General features: G+C 65.4%; 23 protein-coding genes and 1 pseudogene. 9 read left to right on the top strand and 15 right to left on the bottom strand.

What is annotated here, in order from left to right; all coding sequences use genetic code 11:
* Positions 1-264: 264 nt before the first annotated feature.
* Both dnaN and dnaA read right to left on the bottom strand, forming a co-directional pair.
* Positions 265-1,371 carry a DNA polymerase III subunit beta gene (gene dnaN, locus Q0S71_RS27040; protein ID WP_296002823.1) on the bottom strand — a complete coding sequence of 369 codons (1,107 nt, stop codon included), beginning with the start codon at positions 1,369-1,371 and terminating at the stop codon, positions 265-267.
* 197 nt (positions 1,372-1,568) lie between these two features.
* Positions 1,569-2,966 (bottom strand): chromosomal replication initiator protein DnaA, encoded by a 1,398-nt coding sequence (dnaA, locus tag Q0S71_RS27035; protein WP_296002820.1) that lies wholly within the window; start codon positions 2,964-2,966, stop codon positions 1,569-1,571.
* Between the two features lie 432 nt (positions 2,967-3,398).
* On the opposite strand from dnaA, the gene rpmH reads away from it, so the two are divergent.
* The 7 genes and pseudogenes from rpmH to Q0S71_RS27000 all read left to right on the top strand — a co-directional run bounded on the left by rpmH (position 3,399) and on the right by Q0S71_RS27000 (position 8,616).
* Positions 3,399-3,533: a 50S ribosomal protein L34 gene (gene rpmH, locus Q0S71_RS27030; protein ID WP_010401996.1), complete on the top strand. Its 135-nt coding sequence runs from the start codon at positions 3,399-3,401 to the stop codon at positions 3,531-3,533.
* Positions 3,534-3,571: 38 nt separating this feature from the next.
* Positions 3,572-3,946, top strand: a pseudogene (gene rnpA, locus Q0S71_RS27025) (ribonuclease P protein component); the annotation flags it as partial.
* A 281-nt stretch (positions 3,947-4,227) separates the two neighbouring features.
* Entirely contained in the window at positions 4,228-4,488 is a 261-nt protein-coding gene (gene yidD / locus Q0S71_RS27020; RefSeq protein ID WP_296002771.1) for a membrane protein insertion efficiency factor YidD, read from the top strand.
* Positions 4,489-4,499: 11 nt separating this feature from the next.
* A complete protein-coding gene (gene yidC / locus Q0S71_RS27015) occupies positions 4,500-6,173 on the top strand; it encodes a membrane protein insertase YidC (protein WP_296002767.1) in 1,674 nt (557 codons plus the stop codon).
* 78 nt (positions 6,174-6,251) lie between these two features.
* Positions 6,252-7,631, top strand: coding sequence for a tRNA uridine-5-carboxymethylaminomethyl(34) synthesis GTPase MnmE (gene mnmE / locus Q0S71_RS27010; RefSeq protein ID WP_296002764.1), 1,380 nt, complete (start codon positions 6,252-6,254; stop codon positions 7,629-7,631).
* Positions 7,632-7,703: 72 nt separating this feature from the next.
* Positions 7,704-8,051 carry a zinc ribbon domain-containing protein YjdM gene (locus Q0S71_RS27005; protein WP_296002762.1) on the top strand — a complete coding sequence of 116 codons (348 nt, stop codon included), beginning with the start codon at positions 7,704-7,706 and terminating at the stop codon, positions 8,049-8,051.
* 364 nt (positions 8,052-8,415) lie between these two features.
* Positions 8,416-8,616 (top strand): hypothetical protein, encoded by a 201-nt coding sequence (locus tag Q0S71_RS27000; protein ID WP_296002761.1) that lies wholly within the window; start codon positions 8,416-8,418, stop codon positions 8,614-8,616.
* Between the two features lie 60 nt (positions 8,617-8,676).
* Here Q0S71_RS27000 and Q0S71_RS26995 read toward each other — a convergent pair whose 3' ends face one another.
* Entirely contained in the window at positions 8,677-9,288 is a 612-nt protein-coding gene (locus Q0S71_RS26995; protein WP_296002758.1) for an Hpt domain-containing protein, read from the bottom strand.
* A gap of 88 nt (positions 9,289-9,376) precedes the next feature.
* Positions 9,377-10,318 (bottom strand): CAP domain-containing protein, encoded by a 942-nt coding sequence (locus tag Q0S71_RS26990; RefSeq protein ID WP_296002755.1) that lies wholly within the window; start codon positions 10,316-10,318, stop codon positions 9,377-9,379.
* A gap of 206 nt (positions 10,319-10,524) precedes the next feature.
* Between Q0S71_RS26990 and pssA the strand changes: the two genes are divergently transcribed.
* The gene (gene pssA, locus Q0S71_RS26985; protein WP_296002753.1) at positions 10,525-11,304 is read left to right on the top strand and encodes a CDP-diacylglycerol--serine O-phosphatidyltransferase; all 780 of its coding nucleotides are present in this window, start codon (positions 10,525-10,527) and stop codon (positions 11,302-11,304) included.
* A 38-nt stretch (positions 11,305-11,342) separates the two neighbouring features.
* Here the strand turns inward: pssA and Q0S71_RS26980 are convergent, their stop codons facing one another.
* Positions 11,343-12,266 carry an aldo/keto reductase family oxidoreductase gene (locus Q0S71_RS26980; protein ID WP_296002750.1) on the bottom strand — a complete coding sequence of 308 codons (924 nt, stop codon included), beginning with the start codon at positions 12,264-12,266 and terminating at the stop codon, positions 11,343-11,345.
* 213 nt (positions 12,267-12,479) lie between these two features.
* Between Q0S71_RS26980 and Q0S71_RS26975 the strand changes: the two genes are divergently transcribed.
* Complete coding sequence (locus Q0S71_RS26975) at positions 12,480-13,811, top strand: EAL and HDOD domain-containing protein (protein ID WP_296002748.1); 1,332 nt, start codon at positions 12,480-12,482, stop codon at positions 13,809-13,811.
* A 98-nt stretch (positions 13,812-13,909) separates the two neighbouring features.
* On the opposite strand, the gene Q0S71_RS26970 is transcribed toward Q0S71_RS26975, so the two are convergent.
* The 10 genes from Q0S71_RS26970 to Q0S71_RS26925 all read right to left on the bottom strand — a co-directional run.
* On the bottom strand, positions 13,910-15,055 hold the full coding sequence (locus tag Q0S71_RS26970) for a D-alanyl-D-alanine carboxypeptidase family protein (protein WP_296002745.1): 1,146 nt from the start codon (positions 15,053-15,055) through the stop codon (positions 13,910-13,912).
* A 130-nt stretch (positions 15,056-15,185) separates the two neighbouring features.
* Positions 15,186-15,836, bottom strand: a complete 651-nt coding sequence (locus Q0S71_RS26965) for an alpha/beta hydrolase (RefSeq protein ID WP_296002742.1) — start codon at positions 15,834-15,836, stop codon at positions 15,186-15,188.
* Between the two features lie 13 nt (positions 15,837-15,849).
* Positions 15,850-16,167, bottom strand: a complete 318-nt coding sequence (locus tag Q0S71_RS26960) for a (2Fe-2S) ferredoxin domain-containing protein (protein ID WP_296002741.1) — start codon at positions 16,165-16,167, stop codon at positions 15,850-15,852.
* 73 nt (positions 16,168-16,240) lie between these two features.
* Positions 16,241-17,392 (bottom strand): VanZ family protein, encoded by a 1,152-nt coding sequence (locus tag Q0S71_RS26955; RefSeq protein WP_296002738.1) that lies wholly within the window; start codon positions 17,390-17,392, stop codon positions 16,241-16,243.
* A gap of 86 nt (positions 17,393-17,478) precedes the next feature.
* Positions 17,479-18,198 (bottom strand): ABC-type transport auxiliary lipoprotein family protein, encoded by a 720-nt coding sequence (locus Q0S71_RS26950; RefSeq protein ID WP_296002736.1) that lies wholly within the window; start codon positions 18,196-18,198, stop codon positions 17,479-17,481.
* Between the two features lie 8 nt (positions 18,199-18,206).
* On the bottom strand, positions 18,207-19,145 hold the full coding sequence (locus tag Q0S71_RS26945; RefSeq protein ID WP_296002734.1) for an MlaD family protein: 939 nt from the start codon (positions 19,143-19,145) through the stop codon (positions 18,207-18,209).
* The gene (locus tag Q0S71_RS26940) at positions 19,145-20,026 is read right to left on the bottom strand and encodes an ABC transporter ATP-binding protein (protein WP_296002730.1); all 882 of its coding nucleotides are present in this window, start codon (positions 20,024-20,026) and stop codon (positions 19,145-19,147) included. Before Q0S71_RS26940 ends, Q0S71_RS26945 begins: the two co-directional genes overlap by 1 nt.
* Entirely contained in the window at positions 20,026-21,156 is a 1,131-nt protein-coding gene (locus Q0S71_RS26935; protein WP_296002728.1) for an ABC transporter permease, read from the bottom strand. Before Q0S71_RS26935 ends, Q0S71_RS26940 begins: the two co-directional genes overlap by 1 nt.
* A 57-nt stretch (positions 21,157-21,213) precedes the next feature.
* Positions 21,214-22,728: a DUF4080 domain-containing protein gene (locus tag Q0S71_RS26930; protein WP_296002725.1), complete on the bottom strand. Its 1,515-nt coding sequence runs from the start codon at positions 22,726-22,728 to the stop codon at positions 21,214-21,216.
* Positions 22,729-22,758: 30 nt separating this feature from the next.
* A partial coding sequence (locus tag Q0S71_RS26925) for a hypothetical protein (RefSeq protein WP_296002723.1) occupies positions 22,759-23,018 on the bottom strand: 260 nt, incomplete at its 5' end.

The raw sequence follows: 23,018 nt of genomic DNA, 5'->3' as shown, positions 1-23,018 counted from the left end.
TCGAACACCAGGTGGTGCAGGCCGGTGCCGTCCGAGGTGTCGCCGATGTACATGCCGGGGCGCTTGCGCACCGCTTCCAGGCCTTCCAGGATTTGGATGGAGGAGGCGCCGTACTCTTCGCTCGGGGCCGGAACTGCCGGGACTGGATTCTCTTCTGGGATGGCGGACATGGACTGCTTTCTCAAATAACGAATTACTGGGAATTTCAAAATACCGCGACGCCGCCCCGGGACTGCGGGCGGCGTGCGCTCACTTCAGGATTGCTTAGATGCGCATCGGCATGACGACGTATTTGAAGTCGGCGTTGTCGGGGATCGAGATCAGCGCCGACGAATTGGAGTCGCCCAGCGCGATGTTGACCTGGTCGCACTTGAGGTTGTTGAGCACGTCGAGCAGGTAGGTGACGTTGAAGCCGATGTCGACGCTGTCGCCGCCGTAGTCGATTTCCAGTTCTTCGACGGCTTCTTCCTGGTCGGCGTTGGTCGAGCTGATTTTCATGCTGCCCGGCGTCATGATGCAGCGCACGCCCTTGAACTTGTCGCTGGTCATGATGGCGGCCCGTTGCAGCGAGCGCAGCAGCTCATCGCGGCCTATGGTGAATTCGTTTTTATAGCCTTTCGGGATGACCCGCGTGTAGTCGGGGAACTTGCCCTCGACCAGCTTGGAGATCAGCTCGATGTCGGCGAAGGTCAGCTTGACCTGGTTGGCCGCGATGTCCAATTGCACCGGCTCGTCGTTTTCTTCGAGCAGGCGTTGCAGTTCGATGATGGTCTTGCGCGGGATGATGACTTCCTGGCGCTCGAACGATTGCTCCGTCTCCACCTGGCAGAAGGCCAGGCGGTGGCCGTCGGTGGCCACGGCGATGACCTTGTTGCCGTCCAGGACCAGCAGCAAGCCGTTCAGGTAGTAGCGGATGTCCTGCTGGGCCATCGAAAAGTGGACCATGTTGAACAGGTGCTTGAGCGTCTTCTGCGGCAGCGTGACGGTGGCGTTGTAGCTCTCGGCCTGTTGCACGGTCGGGAATTCCTCGGCGGCCAGGGTTTGCAGCGCGAAGCGCGATTTGCCGGTCTGCACGGTCAGGCGCTTGTTGAGCAGCGTCATCGTCACGTCGCCCGATTCCGGCAGCGCGCGCAGGATGTCGAGCAGCTTGCGGGCCGCCACAGTGGTGCCGGCCACGTCGGCGCCGGAACCGATGTTGGCGTTGGTCGTGATCTGCACTTCGGTGTCGGTCGACAGGAAGGACACGCTTTCGCCTTCCTTGCGTATGAGGATATTGGCCAGAATCGGCATGGTGTGCCGACGCTCGACAATACCGCTCACGATTTGCAGCGGTCGCAGCAGCGTATCACGGGTGGTTTTGACCAATTGCATATTTATCCTCAATAGTAAAATTCGTAAAATTCAACGATACATATTTAACAATGGATGCCTCGTGAGCAGCCTGTCGGGTGGTCCGGGCGATTTGCCAAATCATAAAGGCAAACCGGCGTCCAGACCAGCCCCTTGCGGGGTGCCAGCGAGCGCAGCGCCGCCGAAGCGCCGGCGCTGCCGCTTCGGGGCGACGCTGCTCAACCTTTGAGCGTCTGCTCCAGCACGTGCAGCTCGTGGTTGCACTCCGGGTTCTTGGTGCGGTCGAGGGCGATCTTGCGCACCGCGTGCAGCACGGTGGTGTGGTCGCGGCCGCCGAACAGCTCGCCGATTTCCGGCAGGCTCTTCTGCGTCAACTCCTTGGCCAGATACATGGCGATCTGGCGCGGCCGCGCGATGTTCGCGGGGCGGCGCTTCGAATACATGTCGGCGACCTTGATGTTGAAGAAGTCGGCCACCGTCTTCTGGATGTTTTCCACCGAAATCTGGCGGTTCTGCACCGACAGCAAGTCCTTCAGCGCTTCCTTGACGATGTCGATCGTGATGTCTTTGCCGTGGAAACGCGAGTACGCCAGAATCTTGCGCAGCGCGCCTTCGAGCTCGCGCACGTTCGAGCGCAGGTGCTTGGCGACAAAAAAGGCCACGTCGTCCGAGAAGGTCACGCCTTCCTGCTTGGCTTTTTTCAGCAGGATGGCGACCCGCATTTCCAGTTCCGGCGGTTCGATGGCCACCGTCAGGCCGGAGTCGAAGCGCGAGATCAGGCGGTCGTCCATGCCCGTGATTTCCTTCGGATAGGTGTCCGAGGTGATGATGATCTGCTTCTTGGCCGCGATCAGCGCTTCGAACGCGTAGAAGAATTCTTCCTGGGTGCGGCTTTTGCCGCCGAAGAACTGGATATCATCGATCAGCAGCATGTCGAGCGAATGATAGTAGTGCTTGAAATCGTCGAAACCCTTGCGCTGGTAGGCCGTCACCACGTCGCGCACATATTGCTCGGCGTGGATGTAGCGGATCTTGGCGCCCGGCTGGTCGGCCATCACCTGGTTGCCGATGGCGTGGATCAAGTGGGTTTTACCGAGGCCGACGCCGCCGTAGAAGAACAGCGGGTTGTACGACACGCCCGGATTGTTGGCCACCTGGATCGCGGCGGCGCGGGCCAGCTGGTTGGCCTTGCCGGTCACGAAGCTGTCGAAGGTCAGGTCGGTGTTGATGCGGCTCTGCTCGCGGCGCGGCGCGGTCGAGGCCGGCAGTTCCGGCACGCTGGGCACCGGGTCGGCCATGCGCGCGTTGCCGCTCGGCACGCCGCCGTTGGTGTCCGGCACCGGCGTCACCGAGGCCGGCTTTTTCGGCGCCGACAGGCGCGGGTCGAGCACGAACTGCACTTCGGTCGGCGCTTCCCAATACTGGCAGGCCAGCGCCGTGATGCGGCTGGCGAACTGGGTCTTGACCCAGTCCAGCTTGAAGCGGTTGGGAGCGGCCAGGCGCAACTTGCCGCCCTCGTAATCGAGGGGGATGAGCGGTTTTATCCACGCGCTGAATTGTTGCGGCGTCAGCTCCAGCTCCAACTGCGCGGAACAGGTCTGCCAGAAATTGTCCATGAATCGTCTACTGTGAAAAGGTGTGGGAGGGCGTATCGATACTGCCCCCGGCGCGCCGTTTTTGCGGCATTGCGACGCAGGGGCTCGCCACACGTAACGCGCTATTCTACTCTCGCCGGGCAAAGTTATCCACAGGCACGATGCTTATTTTCACGCCACCGGGGCGGCCGAAAAGCCCTGCCGGGTGCATCCAGTGCGAACTGCTTATTGACAAGCGGGACCGAAATGCCGATAATTCAGGGTTCCCCGCCCGTATTCCGTGTTTATTCACTTGTACGTCAATATGGAGTAAGCGTGGATATCAGCGGGCGATGAGATGGACCCAGCTTGTGCCGGAGCGTTGGCATGGGTGCGCGAAATGTCATTGGCACCAAAAACTGACGGGACGTCAAACCCGATTTTGCATTTTTTTTGCTTTTTAGCGAGACCAACATGAAACGTACTTACCAACCTTCCGTAGTGCGCCGCAAGCGCACGCACGGCTTCCGCGCTCGTATGGCCACCCGTGGCGGCCGTGATGTGCTCAACGCACGTCGCGCCAAAGGCCGCAAGCGTCTGGCTGTATAAGCCAGCTGCTCTTGCCCGCTGATCGCGTGGACAGCTGTATTTCTAACGGCTCGACAGGCGAAGGTTCCCACGACTTCGCGCGCGTTCGGCGTATCGTTAAAACGGATGAATTTTCATCCGTTTTTCGTTTGCGCCCGGCGCAAAAATCGGCGCACTTTGTGCTGTACACCCGTTTGAACGAATTGCCGCATGCGCGGCTGGGCGTCGTGGTGGCCAAGCGCTTTGCGCCGCGCGCGGCCACGCGCAACACGATCAAGCGCGTCACGCGCGAGCTGTTCCGGACCACCGGCCTGCCCGCCATCGATTGCGTGGTGCGCCTGGCGCGCCCGGTCAACAGCAAGGACGGCCCGGCCACCACCGCGCAGCTGAAGGCGCAACTGCGCCTGGAGCTGGCGCGGCTGTTCGCGTCGCAGAACGGCAAGGCCGCCGCCACGCTGGCGCCGCCCTACGTGCCGGTCACGCCCGCCGTCGCCAGAGCGTTGGCGAAGCAGGACGCGGCGCGCAAGGTGGCGATGAAGGCGGCCAAGGCGGCAGCCAAGTCCGGGGCCAAGCCCGCGCTCAAGCCGGCCGCCCGGTCCGTGCCGAAAGCTCGGGCCAAGGCCGTCGCGCCGGATTCGTCCGACGCATCGTCCGACGCATCGACCGACGCGCCGGCCGACATTAAAACCGAGTCCCGGATTCCTCCCGCAGCGCCATGAGCACACTGCTGACCTTCCTGTTGCGCGCCTATCAGCTGACGATCAGTCCGCTGATGCGGCCGAGTTGCCGCTTCCATCCCAGCTGCTCGAACTACGCGCTCGAAGCGATCAAGGTGCATGGCGCGGCGCGCGGCGGCTGGCTGGCGGCGCGCCGCGTGTGCCGATGCCATCCGTGGAACGACGGCGGCGTCGACCTGGTGCCGCCCGCCAAGACGAGTAATTCCCCTACGACCGCTTGCGGTTGCAACCACTCCTGATAAATGCCCTAATGGATATCAATAAACGTACCATCCTGTGGATCGTGTTTGCGCTTTCACTGTTCATGCTGTGGAACAACTGGCGCGTGTCGACTGGCCAACCGTCCATGTTCGCACCGGCACCGCTGGTGAAAGCGGCCCCGAACGCGCCGTCGGCCCTGCCGAACGCCGGCGCCACGGCCGTCGCCACCGCCACCCCGGGCGCCGCCGGCGCCGCACCGTTCAAGAGCGAGCGCATCACCGTCACCACCGACGTCATGAAAGCCGACATCGACACCCTGGGCGGCACCATCGTGCGCCTGGAGCTGTTGCAGTTCAAGGACGGCGTCGACGCCACCAAGCACCAGGTGCTGTTCGACAAGGAAGCCAACAACGTCTACCTGGCCCAGACCGGCCTGGTCGGCGCGGCCGACCTGCCCAACCACACCACCGGCTTCACCGCCCTGCCGGGCGTGCGCACGCTGGCCGACGGCAATCAGGTGCAACTGGTGCTGGAAGCGACCCAGGGCGGCGTCAAGCTGACCAAGACCTTCACCTTCAAGCGCGGCGACTACGTCATCGGCGTGCGCCACGACGTCGCCAACGTCGGCGACAAGCCGGTCGCGCCGCAGCTGTATCTGCAGCTGGAACACGACGGCAATAAGCCGGCCACGGACACCCGCTTCAACAGCAGCTTCACCGGCCCGGCCCTGTACACCGACGCCGGCAAGTACGAAACGCTGAAGTTCGACTCGCTGGGCAAGGCCGCCGACGAAGCGGAAAAAACCGGCAAGCCGATGGTGCAGGACCATCCCGTGAAGGCCGACAACGGCTGGATCGCGATCTCGCAGCACTTCTTCGTGTCGGCCTTCGTGCCGCAAGACAAGCTGACGCGCGAAATCTTCACCAAGCGCGTCGACACCAACGTCTACGCCATCGGCACCGTGCAGTCGCTGGGCACGATCGCGCCGGGCGCCACCGTGTCGAACACGGCCGAGCTGTATTCGGGACCGCAGGAATCGCAGCTGCTGGAAAAAGTGGCGCCGGGCATGGTGCTGGTCAAGGACTACGGTTACCTGGCCATCATCGCCAAGCCCATCTTCTGGATCATGGAACAGATCCACGGCGCGCTGGGCAACTGGGGCTGGACCATCATCGCCTTCACGGTGCTCATCAAGCTGGCCTTCTTCCCGCTGTCGGCGGCCGGCTACAAGAGCATGGCCAAGGTCAAGCTGGTGACGCCGAAGATGCAGGCCATCCGCGAGCGCCACAAGGGCGACCCGGCCAAGATGAACCAGGCCACGATGGAACTGTACAAGACCGAGAAGATCAACCCGCTGGGCGGCTGCCTGCCGATCCTGGTGCAGATGCCGGTCTTCATCGCGCTGTACCGCGTGCTGCAGGCGTCGGTGGAAATCCGCAACGCGCCGTGGATAGGCTGGATCACCAACCTGACCGCGCCGGACCCGTACTTCATCCTGCCGGTGCTGTACGCGATCTCGATGTTCATCACCACCAAATTGAATCCGGCCCCGGCCGATCCGATGCAGGCCAAGATGATGTTGTTCATGCCGCTGGCGTTCTCGGTGATGTTCTTCTTCTTCCCGTCCGGCCTGGTGCTGTACTGGGTCGTCAACAACGTGCTGTCGATCCTGCAGCAGTACGTGATCTCGAAGAAATTCGCCCCGGCCGCCGCCGCCGCGTAAGCTGACCAAGCTGTTGCAAAAAAGCCCGTGCCGAGCGCGGGCTTTTTTTATTTCGCCCCGCTCATTTAGAATGCTCCCATGAATCTCGATTCCTCCCCCATCGCCGCCATCGCCACCGCACCGGGGCGCGGCGGCATCGGCGTCGTGCGCGCCTCCGGCAAGAATCTGCAAGCGCTGATGACGGCGCTGTTCGGTGCCACCACGCTGCAGCCGCGCCACGCCACCTATCTGCCGTTCAAGCAGGCCGACGGCGGCCTGATCGACCAGGGCATCGCCATCCACTTCAAGGGACCGCAGTCCTACACGGGCGAAGACGTGCTGGAACTGCAAGGCCACGGCGGCCCCATCGTGCTGCAACTGTTGCTGGCGCGCGTGCTCGAAGCGGGCGCCGCCATCGGCCTGCGGCTGGCCGAGCCGGGCGAATTCACGCGCCGCGCCTACCTGAACGACAAGCTCGACCTGGCGCAGGCCGAGGCCGTGGCCGACCTGATCGACGCCTCCACCGAGGCGGCGGCGAAATCGGCCTCGCAATCGCTGTCGGGCGCGTTCTCGAAGACGGTCAACGCGCTGGTCGACGGCGTCACCGGCTTGCGCATGCTGGTCGAGGCCACGCTCGATTTCCCGGAGGAGGAAATCGACTTCCTGGAAAAATCGGACGCCCGCGGCCAGCTGGCCGCCATCGTCGAATCGCTCGAGCGCGTGTTCCGCCAGGCGGCCCAGGGCGCGCTGCTGCGCGAAGGCTTGAACGTGGTGCTGGTCGGCCAGCCCAACGTCGGCAAGTCGTCCCTGCTCAACGCGCTGGCCGGCGCCGACGTCGCCATCGTCACGCCGATCGCCGGCACCACGCGCGACAAGGTCACCGAGACGATACAGATCGAAGGCATCCCGCTGAACGTGATCGACACGGCCGGCATCCGCGCCCTCGACGACGGCGTCGACCTGGTCGAGCGCATCGGCATCGAACGCACCTGGGGCGAAGTGGGCAAGGCCGACGTCATCCTGCATTTGCTCGACGCCGACCACGGCCCCTCGCGCGCCGACGAGGCCATCGTCGCCGCCTTCCCGCCCGGCGTGCCGGTGCTGCGGATCTGGAACAAGATCGATTTGTCGGGCCACAAGCCGGCCGTCGAAGCCATGCCCGACGCCACCCACGTCTACTTGTCGGCGCACGAGCAGATCGGCATCGACCTGCTGCGCGCCGAGCTGCTGCGCATCGCCGGCTGGCAGCAGACGGGCGAGTCGCTGTACCTGGCGCGCGAGCGGCATTTGATCGCGCTGAAAAACGCCGGCGGCCACCTGGCCCGCGCCGGCGAGCACGCGGCCCAGAACGACCAGTCGCTGGACCTGTTCGCCGAGGAGCTGCGGCTGGCCCAGCTCCAGCTGTCGAGCATCACCGGCGCGTTTTCGTCGGACGATTTGCTGGGCGTGATCTTCAGCCGTTTTTGCATCGGAAAATAAAGCGGGCGAGGCCGCTGCCGCTGGGATGGCAGGCGGTATACTGCGGCCTTTTCCGTCCAACCAGGATTCCCCATGAGCGCCTTCCCTCCCTGCCCGCAGTGCAGTTCCGAATTGACTTACGACGACGGCGGCCAGCTGGTCTGCCCTGAATGCGGCCATGAATGGAGCGCACAGTCGGCCGAGGCGGCCGAGGCGGCCGACGGCGCCAAGGTCTACCGCGACGCGGCCGGCAATGTGCTGCAAGACGGCGACACCGTCACCGTCATCAAGGACTTGAAATTGAAGGGTTCGGGCGGCACCGTCAAGATGGGCACCAAGGTCAAGAACATCCGCCTGGTCGACAGCGACCACGACATCGACTGCAAGATCGACGGCTTCGGCGCCATGAGCCTGAAATCGGAATTCGTCAAAAAAGTGTAGGCGACGGTCCGCGCCACGCGCCACGTATCGAGCCCGCTGCCTGCCCGGCCAGCGGGCTTTTTTGTGCCCGGAATGGGCGCCGATGCTATCGGCGCCCGCTTTCCCATAAAAAAATATTTCATCGTGCACGGCTGCGGCGCAGCCCCGGTCTAAGTGTATGCTGATGAGCAAGCGGGCCGCAATTGGCGGTGCGGCGGACCCGCTCAATGGCGCCTAAACTGCGATGAGGGACGGCCATGGCGGCCCGCCGCCGCGTGTCATCGCCGCCACAGGCGGCGGGCCTTTGACAATTATCATGCCCGCGATATTCCGCTGAAGTAACCTTGCTACGAGACTGGATGGACTGCCGGGAAAGGAAGGAATCTTGGAACCGATACAAGAGAGCGTGCCGGAAGAGCGGCCCAGCGGCGCGCCGCCGGAGATGCCGCCTGCTGTCCGCACGCGCAAAATATTGCCGCCGAAAGGGGCTTGCTGGTATTGCGACAAGCCACTCGACAGCGTGCGCCGTTTCTGCGGCAAGGAATGCGCCGACGCCTTCGATGAAGAAGATCTGTACACGCGCTGACGCCGCCGCCGCGCGATGCCGCGCTGGCCGCCGCTCACACAGCGGGCCGGCGCCGGCCGCTCAGAGCGCCGGCGTCAGGGCTTCGAGCGCGCCTTCGAAATCAAACTCATGGGCCGCCGCCGCCACCGCCTGGTAGCGCTCCACGCCCAGGCTGGCCGCCAGCACGGTGGCCGATTGTTCCAGCACATCGATCGCCTCGCCATCCCCGTCGAATAACAGTTGCGCCAGCCGGCGCAGCAGCACCGGCGTGGCCGGCGGCGGCGGCGACTGATGTGGCTGCTGTTCCTGTCCCTCAGTCTCGTCGGCGTGCGGCGGCAGCAATTCGTCGATGCGGTCCAGCAGCTCGCGCAGCGCCTCGCCCAGCCGCGCCAGACTGGCTTCGGCCGCCACCGACGGTCGCGCCAGTTCCGACTCCAGTTCCAGCGCCTGCGCATGCACGGCGTGCGCGCCTATCATGCCGGCCGCGCCCTTGAGCGTGTGGGCCAGGCGCCAGGCCAGCGCCGCGTCGCCCAGGGTCAGCTGCTGGCGCATGCGCGTGACGGCGGCCTGATAGTCGTGACGGAAGCGCTTGAGTAGTTGCAGATACAGCGCGCGGTCGCCCATCAGCCTGGTCAGGCCTTCGTCGGTGGCGAGCGTGGCGAGCGGCGGGACGCTATCGCGGAGAGGGTGCATGGCGGTTCCTGGAGCGCGGGACGGTGGAAGCGCTACGATAGCAGAGCTCGACGCAGTTGTCCTGCCACAACCGTCGGCGCCGCCGCGCCTATTGCGTCGTGAACGACCAGTTGCGCGTGACGGCCACGCCGTCGACCTGGCCGGAGAACGCGACGTCGTAGGTGGTGGCCGCGGCCAGCACCGCCAGCGGGATGATGGCGGCGGCCGAGAGCGGCGTTTCGCTGTCGACGTCGTGGCTCAGCTGGCGCACCGCCAGGTTGGCGCCGCCGGCGTGCGCGCGCACGGTGAAGCTTTGCACCGTCAGCGTGCCGGTGATGTTGGCGTGCACGCTGATCGGATAGCCGACCTGGTTTTGTCCCGGCACCGGGTCCGGCGTTTCGTTATCGCTCAGGAAGCTGGTCGGCACCATGGTCTGGCCGGCGACAGGATAATTGACCAGCGTGCCGCTGCCGATGCCGGGACCGTAGCCGTTGCTGGCGGCCAGGTCGCAGGTGAAATAAGTGTAGCCGCCGCTGGCGGTGGCGGCGCCGGCGCCGGCCTCCTTGAACACCGGCTCGAAGATGACGAAGCGGTGGTAAATGGCCGCCACCAGCTCATCGGCCTGGTAAAAGCCGGACGTGTTGGACGTGGCCGAGATCACTTCGCCGTAAGCGTAGGGCTTGACCAGCGCATAGCCGGCGGCGGCCAGCCGGTCCGCCAGCTGGGCGCCGGTGTAGCCGGGCGCGCCGGGCGTCTGATCGTGGCTGACCGTGTTGTTCAGACGCAGATAGCTGGCGTGGCCCTGGGCCACCGTGTCGAGCTGGGCGTTGCGCGCCAGCAGGGGCAGGCCGACCATCGCGCGCCGGTAGTTGAACCAGTTGTAGCCGTCGGTGGCGGTGGCGCCGGTGCTCGCCGGCGCGCCGGGCAACTGGGTCAGCGAGGCCGGCGGCGTCGCCGTGACGACGGTGCTGGCCGGGTTGTTGTCGCCGCCGCCGCAGGCCGACAGCAGCGCCGTCACTAAGAGCAGGGGAAGTAAGCAGCGTGAGGCCATGGAATGCTCCTGTCGATATCGGTCTGGCGTGGAGGGCCTAACGGATGAGCCATGAGCCGATTCTAAGCCAGATTGCATTGATGTAGCGCTATGTAGACTTGATACAGAACCAGGGTGGCGGACCAAAGCGCGCGGCGGCGGGTAAAATGGCCGGGCTCCCGCCGGGCGCCGCGTTTCCATCGCCGTATTTTTGATTGCCGCCACCGATGTCCATCCTGCACCCGCGTCTCGCGCGCGCCAAGTTCGCCCTGCCCAGCGCCGTCACCCTGCTGTCGATCGCCTGCGGCTTCGCCAGCATCGTCATGTCGGTCGACAACGCCGTCGTCGGCAATCCCGGCGACTACCGCATGGCCGCCGCGCTGCTGGTGCTGGCCGGCGTGTTCGACGCGCTCGACGGCTACGTCGCCCGCGCCACCGGCACCAGTTCCGATTTCGGCATGCAGCTCGATTCGATCGCCGACGTGATGAATTTCGGTTGCGCGCCGGCCGTGCTGCTGTACTGCTACGGCTTCGTGCAGCTGGGCGCGCACCAGCCGGCCATGCTGCTGCGCGTGGGCGGCATCGCCAGCTTCTTTTTCGTCGCCTGCGGCGCGATGCGCCTGGCCCGCTTCAACGTCAACGTCGGCCGCACCGACCCGCGCTATTTCGTCGGCATGCCGATTACGGCCGGCGCCGCCTGCGTGGCGTCGGTGGTGGTGGCGTGGCCGGCGCCGGCGGCCACCGTGTGGCAGGCCGGCCTGCTGGCGCTGCTGCTGGTCGGCGTCGGCAGCCTGATGGTGTCGACGCTGCGCTTCCCCAGCTCCAAGCAGAGCAAGAGCTGGGGCGCGCTGGCGCTGCTGGTGGTCAACGTCGGCTTGCTGGCCTGGCTGCAAACGCGGTATTTCGCGCTGTTCTTCGCGCTCTACATCGTCGTCACGCTGGCGCTGAACCTGGCGTGGCTGCGCGGCTGGCGCGGCATCGCGCCGCCGCGGGTCTACACGGATTGACGGGCCGGCGCGCATGCGGCCCGCCGCGTTAAGGCAGGTCAGGCCACTTCATGGCCGCGCGCGGCGCGCAGGATCTCGAACCACTGGCTGCGGCTGAGCGAAAACTGCGTCGCCCGCACGGCGTCGGCGATGGCTTCGATGCGGCCGCTGCCGGTCAGCGGCAAGGGCTTGCATGGCAGTTGCATGATCCAGGCGTAGGCCACGCTGGCGAACGATTGTCCGACCTCCTCGGCGACCTGGCCGATCACCGCGCGCAGCCGTTCGCCGGCCTGGTCGCCGCCCTTGAACAGCTGGCCGCCGGCCAGCGGCGACCAGATCATCGGCGCCACGCCCAGATCCTGCAAGCCGTCGAAGGTTTCATCGAACAGCGGCGCCGTGCACAGCGGCGAGAATTCGACCTGGTTCGTCACCAGTGCGATGCGGCGGTGCAGGCTCTCGAACTGGTGGCGGCTGAAATTGGAAACGCCGAAATGCAGCACCTTGCCGTCGCGCCGCAGCCGGCCGAAGGTGTCGGCCACTTCATCGAAATCCATCAGCGGATCGGGACGGTGGATCAGCAGCAAGTCCAGGCGGTCGGTGCCGAGCTGGCGCAGCGAGTGCTCGACCGAGGCGACGATGTGCCCGGCGCTGGTGTCGTAATGCTGGATGGTGTGCGCGGGCCGCGCATCCGACAGCAGCTTGATGCCGCACTTGCTGACGAGCTGCATGCGCGCGCGCAGCGACGGTTGCGCCGCCAGGGCCGCGCCGAACACGGCTTCGACGCCGTAGCCGCCGTAGATGTCGGCATGGTCGAAGCTGCTCACGCCCAGCGCCAGGCACTGTTCAAGGAAGTCGACGCGCTGCGCCACCGTCATATTCCACTCGTTCATGCGCCACATGCCGGCGACGATGCGCGACAGCCGCGGTCCTTGCGCGCTGGTGGGGAGGGAGGGGCAAGTCAGGTCGGAGGAGGCTGCGGTCATGGCGGGCTTTCGGCGCGAAGTGATAAGGGGGAGGCCGCCGGAGCGGCGGCGACGCTGATTATAACGACTAGCCCGCCGTCGCGGCGGCCGGCGCGGGCCTGAAATTTTCCGTTAGATGATGATTTCAAGCACTACTTTATTGTATGATCGCCAAGGTCCTGCACGGTTGCAGCGTCACACCGCAGTACCGTTGCTGCACGATGGAGGAGTTTCGTGGGTTTTTTCTCATTTTTAAAACGCAAGTCGGCACCGCCGGCCACCACGCCATCGGCCCCGCCGGCCGCCGCGACAGCCGCCGCGCCCGTGGCGGCCGCCCATCCGGTCGCCGTCATCCTGGTGCGCAGTGAAATCGTCGACCAGCGCCTGCGCCTGTGCGGCTACCGCTTCGGCGCGCCGTCCGACAGCAGCCGCCACGCGCTGCCCGAGGCGCTGTTCTTCGACGCGCTGGCCGCCACCGGCCTGGCCGAGTTCGCCCAGCGCCGCGTGGCCCTGGTGCCGATCAGCGCGGACGCCGTGCTGTTCCAGCGCCACCTGCCGGTGGCCGCGCCGCACACCATCTTCGTGCTCGAACGGGGCCACACCACGCTGGACCCGGCGCAGCTGGCCGCCCGCATGAGCGCGCTGCGCGCCAGCGGCGCCCAGGTCGCGCTGCACGGCGTGACGCTGGCGCCGGCCGACGCGCCGCTGCTGGCCGTCTGCGAGGTCGCCGTGCTGAACCTGAACGAGCACACGGTGGCCGAATTCCAGAACCTGACGCGCCAGTTGCGCGCCGCCCATCCGGCCCTCAAGCTGCTGATCGGCGGCATCGATTCGTGGGACGAGCAGCGCATGTGCGCGGCCTTCGGCGGCGATTACTTCATGGGACACTTCCTGGTCACCAACGACAAGGTCGATCCCGACGCCAAGATCGACCAGAGCCGCGTGACCTCGATAGAACTGCTCAACCTGCTGCGCATGGATGCCGAGCTGTCCGACATGATCGAGGTGGCCAAGCGCGATCCCGGCATGACCTTGCAGGTGCTGCAGTGGGCCAACGCGCCGATCAACGGCCAGAGCAGCAAGGTGACGAGCTTGCACCAGGCCTTCATGGTGCTGGGCCGCAACCAGCTGTACCGCGGGTTGACGGTGTCGATGTTCCGCCTCGGCGGCGGCGGCAACCGCGACCGCGACGAGGTGCTGCTGGAAGTGGCGCTGACGCGGGCCCGTTTCCTGGAGCTGGCGTCGGCCGGGAGCTTGTCGCAGGTGCAGCGCGACGAACTGTTCCTGGTCGGCCTGCTGTCGCTGTTCGACGTGCTGATGGGGGTGTCGCTGGCGACCATCCTCGACAAGATGCACCTGTCGGACGAAATCCGCGAGGTGCTGCTGAAAAGCGAAGGGCCGTACGCGCCCTACCTGATGCTGGCGCTGCTACTGGAGCGCAACAAGGTCGAGCGCGCGATGGACGTGGCGACCGGGCTGGGCCTGTCGGCCGACAGCCTGGGCGAGATCGGCGCCACCGCCTTCCAATGGGCCCAGGATGCGCTGCACCACACGGTGGACGGATAAGCAAGCAGCCAGGGACCGAAGTTAAAAGCAAAAAGCCCGCATCGCGGGCTTTTTGCCGTTCGCGCGCCGTGGCGCGCTTCAGCCGCTTGTGCAGCCGCTTACTTCAACCACAAGCGCATCGAATCCCAGGCGCGGCCGAAGATCGACGCCTGCGCCACCGGTTCCAGCGCCACCACCGGCAGTTCCAGCAGCGGCTTGCCGTCGACCATCATCTTCAGCGAGCCGACGCGGCCGCCTTCGGCCAGCGGCGCGACCAGCGGGTCCTTGCGTTCCAGCACCGGCTTCATCTTCGCCGCCACGCCCTTGGGCACGGTCACCATCACATCGCTCGCGAAGCCGATCTTGACGGTGTTCTTGGTGCCCTTCCAGATTTCCGGCGCGGCGATGGACTGGCCCTTGGCATACAGCTTGACCGTGTCGAAATTCTGGAAGCCCCAGTTCAGCAGCTTCTGGCTTTCCTGGGTGCGGGCCTGGTCGGACGTGGTGCCGACCACCACGGAGATCAAGCGCCGCTCGCCGCTGCCGTTGGGACGGTGGGCCGACGCGATCATGCAATAGCCGGCCGCTTCCGTGTGGCCGGTCTTGAGGCCGTCGACGGTGGGGTCCAGCCACAGCAGGCGGTTGCGGTTCGGCTGCGTGATCTTGTTGTAGGTGAAGCTCTTGACCGAGTCGATCTTGTAGAACTCGGGATAGTCCTGGATTTCGTGCTTGGCCAGCATGGCCAGGTCTTGCGCGGTCGAATAATTGTCCGGGCTGGGCAGGCCGTGCGGGTTGGCGAAGTGGGTCGATTTGAGGCCCATGCGCTCGGCTTCGCGGTTCATCAGCACGACGAAGGCGTCCTGGTCGCCGGCGACGGCTTCGGCCAGGGCGACGGCCGCGTCATTGCCGGACTGGACCATCAGCCCGTACAGCAAATCGTTGATCTTGACCGGCGTGGCCGGGTCGATGAACATTTTCGAGCTGCTGGCGTCGACCTTCCAGGCCTTGGTCGACACGGTGACCATCTGGTTCAGGTCGATCTTCTTGTCGCGCAGCGCCTCGAACACGACGTAGGCCGTCATGATCTTGGTCAGCGAGGCCGGTTCGATGCGGGCGTTGGGGTCTTGCGAGGCGATGATCTGGCCGCTGGTGGCGTCGAGCAGCAGCCAGGATTTGGCGGCGATGTTCGGCGCCGGCAGCGTTTGCGCGACGGCGGCGGACATCAACAACACACTGGAGGCCAGTGCCGCGATAAGTTTTTTCATGGGAAGCGGGTCTGCGTAAGAGAAATGGGTGAGGAGGCGCGTCTACGTTGTGGTCGTGGTCGGGCTGGTGGCGATGCGGCGGCCGCGCGGGTGGCGCGGCCGCCGAAAAAACAGCGCTAATTATAGAGCCTCAATCGGCGCTTGCGGCGTCCGTTTCGACCTGGCCACCCCACAGCTGCGTGACCCAGCCCTTGATGTGCGACAGCTTGCGGTGGAAGAAGTGGTCGGCGCCGGGGATGACGATGACGGGTATGTCTTGCGGCCGCAGCCAGTCGAGCACGTCCTTCAGCGGGATGGTTTCGTCGAGCTCGCCGTGGATCAGGATGGTGTTGGCCGGTATCGGCGGCATGGCCCACTTGCCGGCGGCCGCGCCGACCAGCACCAGGCGCTCGGCCCGGTTGCCGGCCGTAATCAGGCGTTCCTGCAAGCGCGCCATCACGAAGGTGCCGAAGGAAAAGCCCGACAACGCCACCGGCAGGCCCGGATACTGGCGCTGCATGTGCGACAGCAGCAGATGCATGTCGTCGGTCTCGCCGATGCCGTGGTCGTGCACGCCTTCGGACTTGCCGACGCCGCGGAAGTTGATGCGGGCCGTCACGTAGCCCAGGCTGGCGAAGGCGCGCGCCAGCGTGGCCGCCACCTTGTTGTCTAGGGTGCCGCCGTACAGCGGGTGCGGGTGGGCCACCAGCGCGATGCCGCGCGGCGCCTGGTCCGGGTGGTCGATCACGCCTTCCATCTGGCCGGCGTAGCCCGCCAGCATGAATTGTTCAGTTTTGTTCATAGTAGTGGGGGATTCAGATTTTCAAACGGTCGACGACCTTGCCGTTGACCAGGTGGCTGTCGACGATTTCGTCGATGTCGCTGGTGTCGACATAGGTGTACCACGTGCCTTCCGGGTAGACCACCAGCACCGGGCCTTCTTCGCAGCGGTCCAGGCAACCGGCCTGGTTGATGCGGACCTTGCCGTGGCCGTTCAGGTCCAGTTCCTTGCAGCGTTTTTTGGCGTGCTTTTGCGCCTCCAGCGCGTGGTGCTCGCCGCAACTGCTGCGGCCGTCGTCACGCTGGTTCAGGCAGAAAAACACATGGTGCTTGAAATAGGGGGTGTCGCTCATGGTGTCGCCTCGTCGGTGGTATCAGCCGTCATGATACAGGCAGCGCCCGATCGTGGCACGGCGGCGGCCGCGCTCAGGAGCGGCGCAGCTTGTGCGAGGGCAGCAGCAAAAACCACAGCGCGACAAACGGCCACAGCAGCGACAGGAATTGCGCCGCGCCGTTGAAGTTGAGGAATTTGCCCTGGACCCAGGTTTGCAGCGTCGCCACGAAATACGGGTTGGCCGGCGTGGTGTTGACGATCAGCAGGCTCAGCATCAGCGCCAGCGCCGCCACCCGCCGCTGCGCCGCGTGCGGCGCGAACGCCAGCCCGGCCAGCATGATGGCGCCGATCAGGAAGCCGCCCTCGGCGCCCGGCGTGATCCAGACGAAGGCATTGTCGGGCGAGAACAGCAGCGCCGACGCCATCGCCTTGGCGACGATGGCCGCGCCGACCATGGCGATGACGAGGGCGGCGCGCGGCGCCGGCCTGCGCAGCACGCACAGCAGCGACAGCGCGGCGCCGACCATGCCGCAGGCCGTGATGATGGTTTCCGACAGCCAGTACTGTTCCGGCGTCAGGTCGGCGTCCGGCCGCACCAGGCCGGCCAGGTCGATGCTCATGTCGAGCAGTTCCGACAGCCAGTCCGACAAGATCGGCAGCAGCTGGCCGAGGCCGAACAAAAAGCCCTGCGGATAGATCTGCGCCAGCGGCCACAGGGCCAGCAGCACCAGGCCCTGGCTGGCGTTGGGGCTGAACCAGTGGCGCCGCAGCCGGTACAGATGGCTTTGCCCCAGCAGCTTGCGCACCGTGAGCACGCCCAGCACGGCGCCGACGCTGCAACCGACGGCGTTGGTGTAAAAGTCGAGGTTGGATGACACGCGGCTCGGCAGATAAGTCTGCACCGCCTCCATGGTGCCGGAGCACAGCAGGCCGAGCGCCGTCGTCAGCGCGAACGCGGCCCAGCCCTGCACGCGCGGATACAGGCCGTAGACGATCAGCAGGCCCAGCGGGATGTAGCCGATGATGTTGGTGATGGCGTCGAACTTGGTCCAGTAGCGCGGCAGGTCGATATGCTGCAAAAAGATCAGCGGCGACAGGCCCAGGTCGCGCCAGCCGGAAAACGGATACCAGCTGGCGTAGACGATCAGCAGCACATAGGCCAGCAGCGCGGCGCGCGCCACCGGCGAGGGTTTGCTGACGACGGCGGCGCGGTTGAGCACGGGACGGGGGACGGGATTAGGCAAGTGACAGATCGATATAAATGATTTATACGGTTATGCGGCGATACGCCGATTCGTTGATTCGTTGATGCGCGGGCACCTTCACCTGCTCATTGCGGCGGCAGCGCGGCCATCCACGCCAGGATGTCGTCGGCCAGCGCGTCGGTGGCGTCGGCCAGTGCGCGCGCGCCGCCGGCGGCGTCGGCGCTGCCGGCCGGGCTGCTGCGGCGGAAGCTGCGCTGGTCGAGCAGGCGATGGCCGCGGAACACCGACGCGCGCAGGTTGATCTGGCCGCTGCTGTGGCTGGCGCTGTCGAAGTACTGGCCGAAGTCGTCGACCTCGACCCGCAACAGCGCCATGCCGACGCTGGCGTCGGTCGGCGACAGCACTTTCACGCCGGCTTGCGCCACGCGCGCCTTCAGGCGCAGCGTCAGCAGTTGCAAAGGCGTGCTGTTCCAATTGTTGTAGGCATACGGGTGCGACTGCTGGGCGTCGGCGTACAGCAGCCGATAGTACATGCGCTGCGTGTCTAGCGTGGCCGGGCCGCTGACGTCGACGATGACGACGGCCGCCATCGGCGTCGGCGCGGCGGCCGAAGTGTTAGCCGAGGCATTGGCCGTAGCGCTGACCGCGGCGCCGGCCGGTGCGGCCCGTTGCGGCAGCGGGCCGAAATCGAATTCGGTCGGCGTCGGACCGGGCGTGGAGCAGGCGGCCAGGCCGGCGGCGACGATCAGGCCCGCGATGGCGCGCCCGGCGCGGGCGATGCCGATGATGCTGGCGGCGCGGTCGGTGGCGGCGATGCCGGCGCGGCGGGTCGGAAGTGGATGCACGGTGGTCCTCATTTGGTCGGTGCCGCGTAGCCGGCTTCGCCCGGTCCGGGCGGCGTGGTGGGCGGGCCGAACAGAATACTCTGCGGCCGGTCGTTCAAATTGTTGGCGGTGTTTTTCAGCGCGCGGATCGAGGAGCGCGCCTCGTCGCTCAACGAAATCACATGCGGCAGCGCGTCGAGCTGCAAGCCGTCGGTGACCGAATCGAGCGCCAGTCCGACTCGGTCGACGGTGCCGTTGAGCTTATCGATGGCGCCGCCCGGCGCCTGCAAATTGCTGGTCAGGCGCGTGGCGTCGTTGGCGAAGGCGGTCACCGATTTGAGCGCGGCGTCGCTCTGCTCCATCAGCGCCGGCAGGCGCGCGATGGTCGGCTGCATCTGGCGCGGCAGATCGCGGTAGGCGTCGGCCGTGGCGCTGACGTCGGCGAAAGCGGCCAGCATGATCTTCTGGTTCTCGGGACTGAGCAGGGTGCTCAGGCGCGCCGTCACATCCTCGGTCTGCGCCAGTATCAGCTTGCCGCGCGATTCGAGCTGGTCGAACAGGCCGGGACGCAGCGGAATGCGGCTCGGATTATCGGCGTCGGTGGCCAGCCGCGGCGAGCCGGTGCTGTCGTCGTCGAGCTGCACGTAGGCGATGCCGGTCACGCCCTGGTAGCCGAGGGTGCCGTAGGTGGTCTTGGTGATGGGCGCATCAGGGTTGATGTTGAGCGTGACGAGGATCTGCCCCGTCACTTTCGGATCGAAGCCGATGGCCGCGACCTTGCCCACATCGAGGCCGCGATAGCGCACCGACGCCTGCGCGTTCAAGCCCGGCACCGGCAGCGTCGTCACCATCTGGTAGGGCACGCGCTGCACGCGGTCGCGGTTGAACCAGAGGCCAAAGAGCACCGTCGCGATCAGCAGCGTGATCGTGAAGAAGCCGGTCATCAGGGCATGCGATCTGTTTTCCATCAGAGCTCCGCTTCGTATGCGTTGTGGGCCGATTGGTCGGCGTCCTGCCAGTCGTTGGGCGTGTCGAGCGCTTCGAGCGCGCGCCGTCCGCGCGCGCCGAGGAAGAATTTTTTGATGAAGGGATGGTCGACCTGCACCACCTCGCGCGTGGGGCCGATGGCGATCACGTGTTTTTCGGCCAGCACCGCGATCCGCGTCGACAGCGCGAACAGGGTATCGAGATCGTGGGTCACCATCACCACCGTCAGACCGAGTTCGCGGTGCAGCGATTTAATCAGCGACACAAAACTTTCGGAGCGGTCGGGATCGAGGCCGGCGGTCGGCTCGTCGAGGAACAACAGCTTCGGTTCCAGCGCCAGCGCGCGCGCCAGCGCCGCGCGCTTGACCATCCCGCCCGACAAATCGGACGGCATCTTGTTGGCGTGCTCCGGCCCCAGTCCCACCATGTTCATCTTCAGCAGCACGGCGTCGCGGATCAGCTCCGGCGGCAGCGCGTGCAGTTCCAGCATCGGCTGTGCGATATTTTCAAACACCGTCAGCGCCGAATACAGCGCGCCCTCCTGGAACAGCATGCCCCAGTGGTTGCGCAGCTGCTGCAGGTGGGCGGCGTCGGCCAGGCTGATGTCCTCGTTGAACACGCGCACGCAGCCGCGCGCCGGCCGCTCCAGTCCCAGCATCTGCCGCAGCAGCACCGTCTTGCCGGTGCCGGAGCCGCCGACGATGGAGAGGATTTCGCCGTTCTCGATGGTCAGGTTCAAATCCTGATGCACGACGGTGCGACCGAACTTGGTCCACAGGCCGGTAATCTCGACCACCGGCACGCTGCCATCGAGCGTCAGTTCGCCGTCGGCGCCGCAGGAAGAAACGCGGGCGTCGTCCATCAGAACCCCACGCCGTTGAAGACGATGGCGAACACCGCGTCGGCCAGGATCACGACGGTGATGGCGGTGACCACCGAGGTGGTGGTGCCGCGCCCCAGGCTTTCCGTGTTCGGTTCGATGCGCAGGCCGAAGTGGCAGGACACCAGCGCGATCAGCATGCCGAACACCGCGCCCTTGCCCAGGCCTATCATGTAGTTCGCCAGGGGCACGGCGTCGGGCAGCTTTTCGAAGAAGTACAGCGGCGACATGTTCAATTCGAGCTTGGCCGACACCATGCCGCCGATGAGGGCCATGACGTCGGTCCAGATCACCAGCAGCGGCATCGACACCGCCAACGCCAGCACCTTGGGCAGCACCAGGCGGAAGCCGTGCGAGATGCCCATCACCAGCATGGCGTCGAGTTCCTCGGTCACGCGCATCACGCCCAGCTGCGCGGTGATGGAGGAGCCGGAGCGGCCGGCCACCAGGATCGCCGCCAGCAGCGGCCCCAGTTCGCGGATGATGCTCATGCCGAGCAGGTTGACCAGATAGATGTCGCCGCCGAAGTTGCGCAGCTGCTGGGCCGACAAATACGACAGCACCACGCCGATCAGGAATCCGACCAGCGCCGTGATGCCCAGCGCCTGGAAGCCGGCGTGAAAAATATTGGCGGAGATTTCGCGCCACGGTCCGCGCATCGGCTGGCGCGCGAAGCGCCACAGGTCCTGGGTGACCTGGCCGACCAGTTTCGTGATCGCCTGCAGATGCTCGAAGAAGGACAGCATCGAGAAGCCCAGCTTCATCACGGCGGTCAGGCGCTGCTTGCGGTGGTGCTGCAATTGCAGATTGCCGGTCGATTCGAGGCGCTTGAAGAACTCCTCCTGCTCGGGCGCCAGGCGCAGCGCCGGCGGGCGGCTTTTGCCCCAGGCGTTCCACAGCACCTGGGCGCCGATGTGATCGAGGCTGTCGATGGCCGACAAGTCCCACGCCATGTTAGGCGCATCGCCCAGCGTTTTTAAAAACGCCGTGATGGTGGCCATCGCCCCGCCGTGCGCCAGCGCGTGGACTTGCCAGGTGCCGCCGGCGCTGACCGATGGCCGCTGGGCTGCATCCGGTGTGAGAGTGAGGGTGGGCTCTTGTGAAAGTGGCATTACACCAGTTTAAGTGACTTTGGCCCGGACCGCTACCGATGTTCGCGCCGTGTGGCGTCAGGCCGCCAGATGGCGCGCCTGGCGCAGCGGCGCCGCCGACTCGGCGCGCGCGGCCGGCGCCGGCACGCTGGCCGGTTTCACCCTGGAGCCCGATTCGTTGCGGCCGGCGTAGTCGCTGGCCAGCAGCTGGTCGGCCGCCGACTTGTCCATGCCCCGCGTTTGCAGCCAGCGCGACACCATCGCGGCGAGGCGGTCGAGGGCGATGCGGTGGGTGGCGTCGGTGTGCGCGTAGAGCCAGTCGGCGAAGGCCATGAAGTTCTGGAACGGCGTCTCGCCCAGCAGCACCGGCACCGTGTGGCCGAAGCGGCCGGAGTTGGCGACCAGGTCCCAGTAGCGGGCGAAGCGCACCAGCCGCTGCATGGTCTGGAAGTCGATGTCCTTGTTGGCCAGGATGGTGTACGGCGCATAGGGCTCGAACACGAGGCCGAATTCGGCGGTGTGGCGGATGATGGGCGTGCCGCGCAGGCGCTTCAGTATCCCGAACTGGATTTCGTGCGGCTTGAGCGCCCACAGCTTGTTGAAGCCTTCGGCGAAGCTCTCCACCGTTTCACCGGGCAGGCCGGCGATCAGGTCGACGTGCATATGGGCGTTCGACTGCTCGGTGAGCCAGCGGATATTGTCGGCCGCCTTCTGGTTGTCCTGCTTGCGGCTGACCAGCGCTTGCACCGCCGGGTTGAAGCTCTGGATGCCGATCTCGAATTGCAGCGCGCCGGGCGGGAATTTGGCGATGCCTTCCTTCAGCGCGTCCGGCAGATGGTCGGGCACCAGCTCGAAGTGGGCGTAGACCGGATCGTCCGGATACGCTTCCAGCTTATCGAGGAAGAACTGCATGATCTTCAGGCTGGTCTTGATATTCAGGTTGAAGGTGCGGTCGACGAATTTGAACAGCCGCGCGCCGCGCGCATGGAGCGATTCGAGCTCCGCCAGGAAGCCGTCGAGCGCGAACGGCCAGGCCGTCTTGTCCAGCGCCGACAGGCAGAACTCGCACTTGAACGGGCAGCCGCGCGACGCCTCCACATAGAGAGTGCGGTTCTTGATATCGTCGTCGCTATACAAGGAGTAGGGCAGCTTGATCTCGGCCATCGGCGGCTGCACGCCGGCGTGGATCTTCATGATCGGCTTCGGACCGCTGAGGATTTCGCCGCACAGCTTGGGGAAGGTGACATCGCCCCAGCCGGTAATCAGATAGTCCGCCAGCTGGACGATGTGCTGTTCGCCCGGCTCGTGCGACACTTCCGGCCCGCCCAGCACCACCACCACCTGCGGCACCACGCGCTTGAGCATCGCGACGACTTTGGTGGTTTCTTCGACGTTCCATATATAGATACCGAATCCGACGATCTTAGGCTGGTGCGCCAGGATGCTCTCGACCACTTCGGTCGTCTTCGCGCCGAGGACGAATTCCTGCAGCGCCGTCTGCGCTTGCAGCTCGCCCATATTCGCCAATAGATAGCGCAATCCCAGCGAAGCGTGGGTGTAGCGGGCATTGAGGGTGGTGAGCAGGATGGTCATGACGCGGTTTCGGACGGGGAAACCGCCATTTTACGCTGCTGTGCATCTTTTTTCGGATTTAAGCTTGTCAGCTCCACAGCCCTTTGCTATAGTTCGCCTCCCCGCAAAACGGTATGTAAATACGGCGAACGGGGCGAACCAGAAACGGTTCGGTAGTAAAAAGAAGGGGTTGACGAAATGCTTCAAACGCTTCATACTCTTTCTTCTTCGCGGCTGACAAACAAAACGCTTTGTCAAGGGTTGAAAGCCCGGTTGCAGGCAGTGCCGAATAAAGTTCTTTAACAATTTAC

The organism is Rugamonas sp., assembly GCF_025354735.1.
GTDB lineage: Bacteria > Pseudomonadota > Gammaproteobacteria > Burkholderiales > Burkholderiaceae_D > Rugamonas.
The sequence above is the reverse complement of the archived record's forward strand: the minus strand, read 5'-3'. Positions and strand labels throughout refer to the sequence as shown.